The following is a 4,706-nucleotide window of genomic DNA, read 5'->3' as shown; positions in this document are numbered from 1 at the left end:
ATTCTATGCAGCTGCTCGTACTTTAGACTAATATACATAGAATCATCTTAAGTATATTAAAGAAGAACAATCGGGGAGTTTGAGGATTAAGGAGTTTTGTTATAATATCATCGTGCTAATGCAAAATCAAAAAAGGCCTACCTAGGAAAATAGGTGGGCTTTTTAATGCAGAAAAAAAGACACCCAAAGGTGTCTTCTGACTTGAATTAATATTTCAAACCGGACGGTTCGGTCTGAAATAGAGTTAAGATATTAACAAATTAATTTTCTTAATATTCACCTGTAGCATATTCTCTCTTATTCTTTTAGTTAAAAATAATAAATAGCAATCACTGCTAGCGAATTATTAATCATGTGCATTATAATTCCCACATATAAACGCCCGGTTAACTTATAAGTACAACCTAAACCAATTCCCAAAAGGAAATATGGAATTGTTTCTAAAGAAAGAAGACTAACATGCATACCTGCAAAAATAGCTGAAGAAACAAGTACACCTAACCAGGAATTTTTAAAAATTCCATGCTGTATAACACCACGATAGACAATTTCTTCACCAATGGGTGCTACTAGAGCAATAGAAAATGCGAAGACTAAAATGGGTAACGTTACTTGGCTTTCTAATTCAACTTGATTAGATGACTGAAAACTTATAAAGTCTGCTAGTAACAGCGGTAGGGATTTACATACTACAGTTAGTACTAGACCTAAAAGTAAGCTTTTTGGCAAACTCATCGTAAAATTATTTTGATTTGTAAAAGGCTCTTTAGATCTACGATAATAAAAATAAATTATTAGAACAACTAACAAATCAATTGCGTCAAACGAAATGCTCATCCCGCCAAACTGTTCATCACTAATGAAATAAACTAGTGCGATAAGTTGCTTTAAAATCATATAAAACACAAAAATCCCTAACGATATTGCCGACATTTTATTGAATCGACATTGTTTTTTTAATATACCAAACACAAAAAATCCTCCTTGAAATAATTTTAATTCGTAGAACATGATAACAAAGTCTAACTTCTTTTGCACTACTTATATAATAAAAATACAATTTAAATATATCTAAATTATATAATATCAACTTAGAAATATTTAAATAAATGGTAATAGGGGTTATCATTTACTACACCTACGGAAATAGGCGTGCTTTCTATTCATAAAGAAAAGACACCCTAAGGAGCCTTCCTCCGACTTGAATCATCTTAATTTAAATAATATGGGGCCCGCTAACATATTAAAAAGTACACATTTACGAATCATGTCTGGACCAACTCTATCAATTTGCTATACTTATATTTGGAAGTTTTATACATATAGGTGAAGGAAGGAAATTAGTTGAGGCAAGTACGTGTTGATCCAGATAAAATGGAAGAGAATTTTTCACAGACAGAAAATATGAGCCGAATGATTATGTATGGGGAACTGTTTCTACAGTTGTAGGTGGCACTCCTAAAGTTATTGGTCGAGTATTTGGTAAATATGAAGAGTTAGAGCAAAAAGCGAAGGATTTAGTAAAAGTATCAAAGGTAACTGAAGAGATTGGATGGAGTATGCCAAGAGGTGGCGGCGTCATTGATGGACGTAAGTACTCTGAACATGCACTTGAAAGAATGGCACCTGATACAGTTCAAGTTCGAGCGGAGCTTACAAAACGAGCACGTGAGCGAGCTGAAAGAAAAGGGTATACATTCGGATCAGATAAATACATGGAAGAATTAAAAAAAGTTGATCCTCGAGGAATGACTCCAAATGTAGTTGAAGATATTATAAAAACGGGCACTCGCAAACCAGGAGACAATCCTGGTACTTGGAAATACGTTAGAGGCGAAGGCTACGTAGTTATAAATGATAAAGGTGACGTTATCACAGTTGTTCCCGCAAAGAAAAAGGAATAGAATGAATAGCATAGTAAGTAATCTATGACAAAAAGGTTGAGGAATATTGGATATTAAACATGATAAGCATGAGTTACTAGAAATTTTCGAAAGCGAACCAGAAGATTACTATATTCCAGGTGCAGGTGCGTATCGATATAGTAAAATTGATAAACTTGGATTTGAACTGGTTATGAATATGTTCTATTATGATGCAACAGTTGAATTAATAATGCTATACGAAGACAAACGTATCATAGAAACCAAGATGGAATCAGTGAAAGAAATATATACTCGTAATGATTCACTATACATTCTAGGTACAGAAGAAAAGAAAAAAATCGAAGTAAAATTCAAGCCACATTTTACAGTTACAATAAATGAGTTTTAAAAACTTGAAATCAATGCTCGTAAATATTCTGAACATTCTTTAGAAAAATGAATCCGGATACAATACAAGTTCGAGCTGAATTAGAGGCACATGCCAAAAGTAGAGGGCTTGTACGTAGTACACAGAAATTTAAAGAATTTGTTAATCCTAGAGGCATCACAACTTCTGTAGTAGATTTTCTGTGCCTTTCCATTGGAAAATCAAGACTGATATAAAAAATGAGTAGAAAAAACAAGGCTCTTACTTCGTGGATACCACTACAAAGTAAGAGCCTTGTTTCATTATATTTGTTCATACAGTTTTCCTTGTAGTCTTCTGTTTTCATCCTTCAATCTCTTATTCTTTATCAATTTTTCGAACAGGTTGATAGCAAAAGTTTTTTATACAAAATAACATCAAAAAATACGTCTTGAACAAGTATGAAAAAAGAAAGCTGAAGGGCAAGTAATCCTTTTGGAATCTTTTTAAGAGAAAATGATAAACTGATCGGAGACATTTCATTAACTCAAATTGTTAGGGGAGACCTCCAAAGCTGTTATACGGGATTTACTTTAGATAAGGAGCATAATGCTAAGGGCTATACAATAGAGGCTCTTCAACTTGTTGTAGATTTCGCTTTTAGGAAATTAAAGCTACATAGAATGGAATCAGGAGCAATGCTTGATAATATAGCATCTATTCGTGTATTAGAAAAAGTCCTACATAAGGGGACTTTTTCTAATACATATAGATTAAAATAATAATAGAAATTTTTTATTTTTTTCCACAACTATTAATTAAATCATATTGTTTAGAAATCATTTCATTTCGAATTTGATTGAGATGTTTATTTAATGTTTCTTTTATTGCACTACCTGTTTTGCTTTCAAAACTTTTGTTTAATTCAATTCCTTGTTCAGATAAACTTTTGCATACATCATGAAATGCTTCTTTGTTTTTTTGAATGGCATGTTTTTGGCTTGCTACTATGCTATTTGTTTTGAATGCTACATCAGTTTTTAAAAGTGATTGTTGCATTTCTTTTTCTAATTGCTTTTTAACAGCTTGCAACTCATCTATAATAGTTCCAACTGCACCAACTGTAGCTTTTTCTATTTCTTTCTCTATTTTTTGAATTTCCCCTATAAAATCCATCATATTATCTCGCCGCCAGTCCTTCAAAATTTGTTCCTAATTGATTATCTTTATCTCGTAATGAATTAGCTGCATAAGCAATATCATCTCCAAAATGAATCAATTCTTTTTGTTTTTTCCGTAAAAGATGAATTAGTTCTTCTGCTAGTTGTATATCATAAAAATAGTCTTTTCCGTTTTGGGATATTTTTGCAACCTCTCTAATTGCTTCATCTACTTCATGTTCTTCTAACAGATGATATTTTCCTCCAGGTCCTGTCTCATGCTTCAATTGACTCTTTAATTTCGCAACTTCCTCTTCTTCTTGTTGTTGAAATCTTTCTATATTTCTAATAATATCAGATAATATATCGCTTATTTTTTGTATCTCTTTTGCATGACGAATGATATCATCTGGTTCTAATTCTAGTCGAACACTACCATTATTGTGGAACATTTCTAGAAATGTTGACATTGGATGTTGTCCCATAAATACAGCCGCGAGAATACTATCTGTTCCATTACTTTTTGTTGTAAATTGTTTACCAATCATAGGTGCTCCAAATTGATTGAAATTTCCTACAGCATCTTCTTTATGAGTATAATCTACTACTTTATTTTCCATTACGCCTTCATCTACTCGTTTTTTTGCTTTATCACTTAGTAATCTATAAATATTTGGTGCAGCATATGTTGTTGCATAACAATTCATTTCTGCTGCTACATACTGGGCTTCAGCAGCACCTTTACTATGTCCGGTAGTGTGAATAGAAGTAGGATTATATTTTTTCTTAATTTTTTCTGTAAATTCTAATGCACTATCAAATGATGTCGGAGCTTTTCCGCCTGCTACACCAAGGTTCTTTTTCTGTCCAAGTGTAATTTGAACTATATCTGTGGTTTTATCTCCATCGAATCTATCAAATTCAGTACCACGGAATGCAATGATTACATCGTCATACTGTTTTTTACCAGGCTTATACTTATTTGCAGGTACTACAGCGATTGCTTGTAATCCATTTTTCACTTTTGTGTCATCTGCATCAAATGTTTCTATAACTTTCCATTCTTGACCATTAGATCCTTTGATTTTTGCCTCTTCGTGCAAAAAATCTTTATTATAAACGTTATCTGATAGTTTGAAATAATCTTCATCTGTCGCAATTGGATTCTTTTTAAATTCACTCATATGTCTCAACTCATTTCATGGTATATTTTAACTATATTCAAATACAAGGGGATTTTAAATGAAAAAGAAATTGGTAATTGTTTTATCCATTATTTGTATTATAGCAGGAGGATATTTTACTATGGAATAT

4 protein-coding genes and 3 pseudogenes are annotated in these 4,706 nt (G+C 32.1%); 4 read left to right on the top strand and 3 right to left on the bottom strand.

Annotation, left to right across the window (positions count from 1 at the left end; all coding sequences use genetic code 11):
* Window positions 1-309: 309 nt before the first annotated feature.
* On the bottom strand, window positions 310-972 hold the full coding sequence (locus HMPREF2590_RS13475) for a CPBP family intramembrane glutamic endopeptidase (protein WP_000467045.1): 663 nt from the start codon (window positions 970-972) through the stop codon (window positions 310-312).
* A 401-nt stretch (window positions 973-1,373) separates the two neighbouring features.
* Here HMPREF2590_RS13475 and HMPREF2590_RS31090 point away from each other — a divergent pair.
* From HMPREF2590_RS31090 to HMPREF2590_RS28910, 3 genes and pseudogenes are all read left to right on the top strand, one after another.
* Window positions 1,374-1,904: pseudogene (locus HMPREF2590_RS31090) on the top strand (hypothetical protein); the annotation flags it as partial.
* A 46-nt stretch (window positions 1,905-1,950) separates the two neighbouring features.
* The gene (locus tag HMPREF2590_RS13465) at window positions 1,951-2,274 is read left to right on the top strand and encodes a hypothetical protein (protein ID WP_003320345.1); all 324 of its coding nucleotides are present in this window, start codon (window positions 1,951-1,953) and stop codon (window positions 2,272-2,274) included.
* A 363-nt stretch (window positions 2,275-2,637) separates the two neighbouring features.
* Window positions 2,638-3,014: pseudogene (locus tag HMPREF2590_RS28910) on the top strand (GNAT family N-acetyltransferase); the annotation flags it as partial.
* Window positions 3,015-3,027: 13 nt separating this feature from the next.
* Here HMPREF2590_RS28910 and HMPREF2590_RS13455 read toward each other — a convergent pair.
* Both HMPREF2590_RS13455 and HMPREF2590_RS13450 read right to left on the bottom strand, forming a co-directional pair.
* Entirely contained in the window at window positions 3,028-3,411 is a 384-nt protein-coding gene (locus HMPREF2590_RS13455) for a hypothetical protein (RefSeq protein WP_000968629.1), read from the bottom strand.
* 1 nt (window position 3,412) lies between these two features.
* On the bottom strand, window positions 3,413-4,576 hold the full coding sequence (locus HMPREF2590_RS13450; protein ID WP_050821703.1) for an alpha/beta hydrolase family protein: 1,164 nt from the start codon (window positions 4,574-4,576) through the stop codon (window positions 3,413-3,415).
* A 58-nt stretch (window positions 4,577-4,634) separates the two neighbouring features.
* Between HMPREF2590_RS13450 and HMPREF2590_RS31205 the strand changes: the two are divergent.
* Window positions 4,635-4,706 (top strand): annotated as a pseudogene (locus HMPREF2590_RS31205) (DUF1433 domain-containing protein); the annotation flags it as partial.

This window comes from Bacillus sp. HMSC036E02, from assembly GCF_001836235.1.
In the GTDB taxonomy this organism is placed as follows: Bacteria; Bacillota; Bacilli; order Bacillales; family Bacillaceae_G; genus Bacillus_A; species Bacillus_A cereus.
The sequence above is the reverse complement of the archived record's forward strand: the minus strand, read 5'-3'. Positions and strand labels throughout refer to the sequence as shown.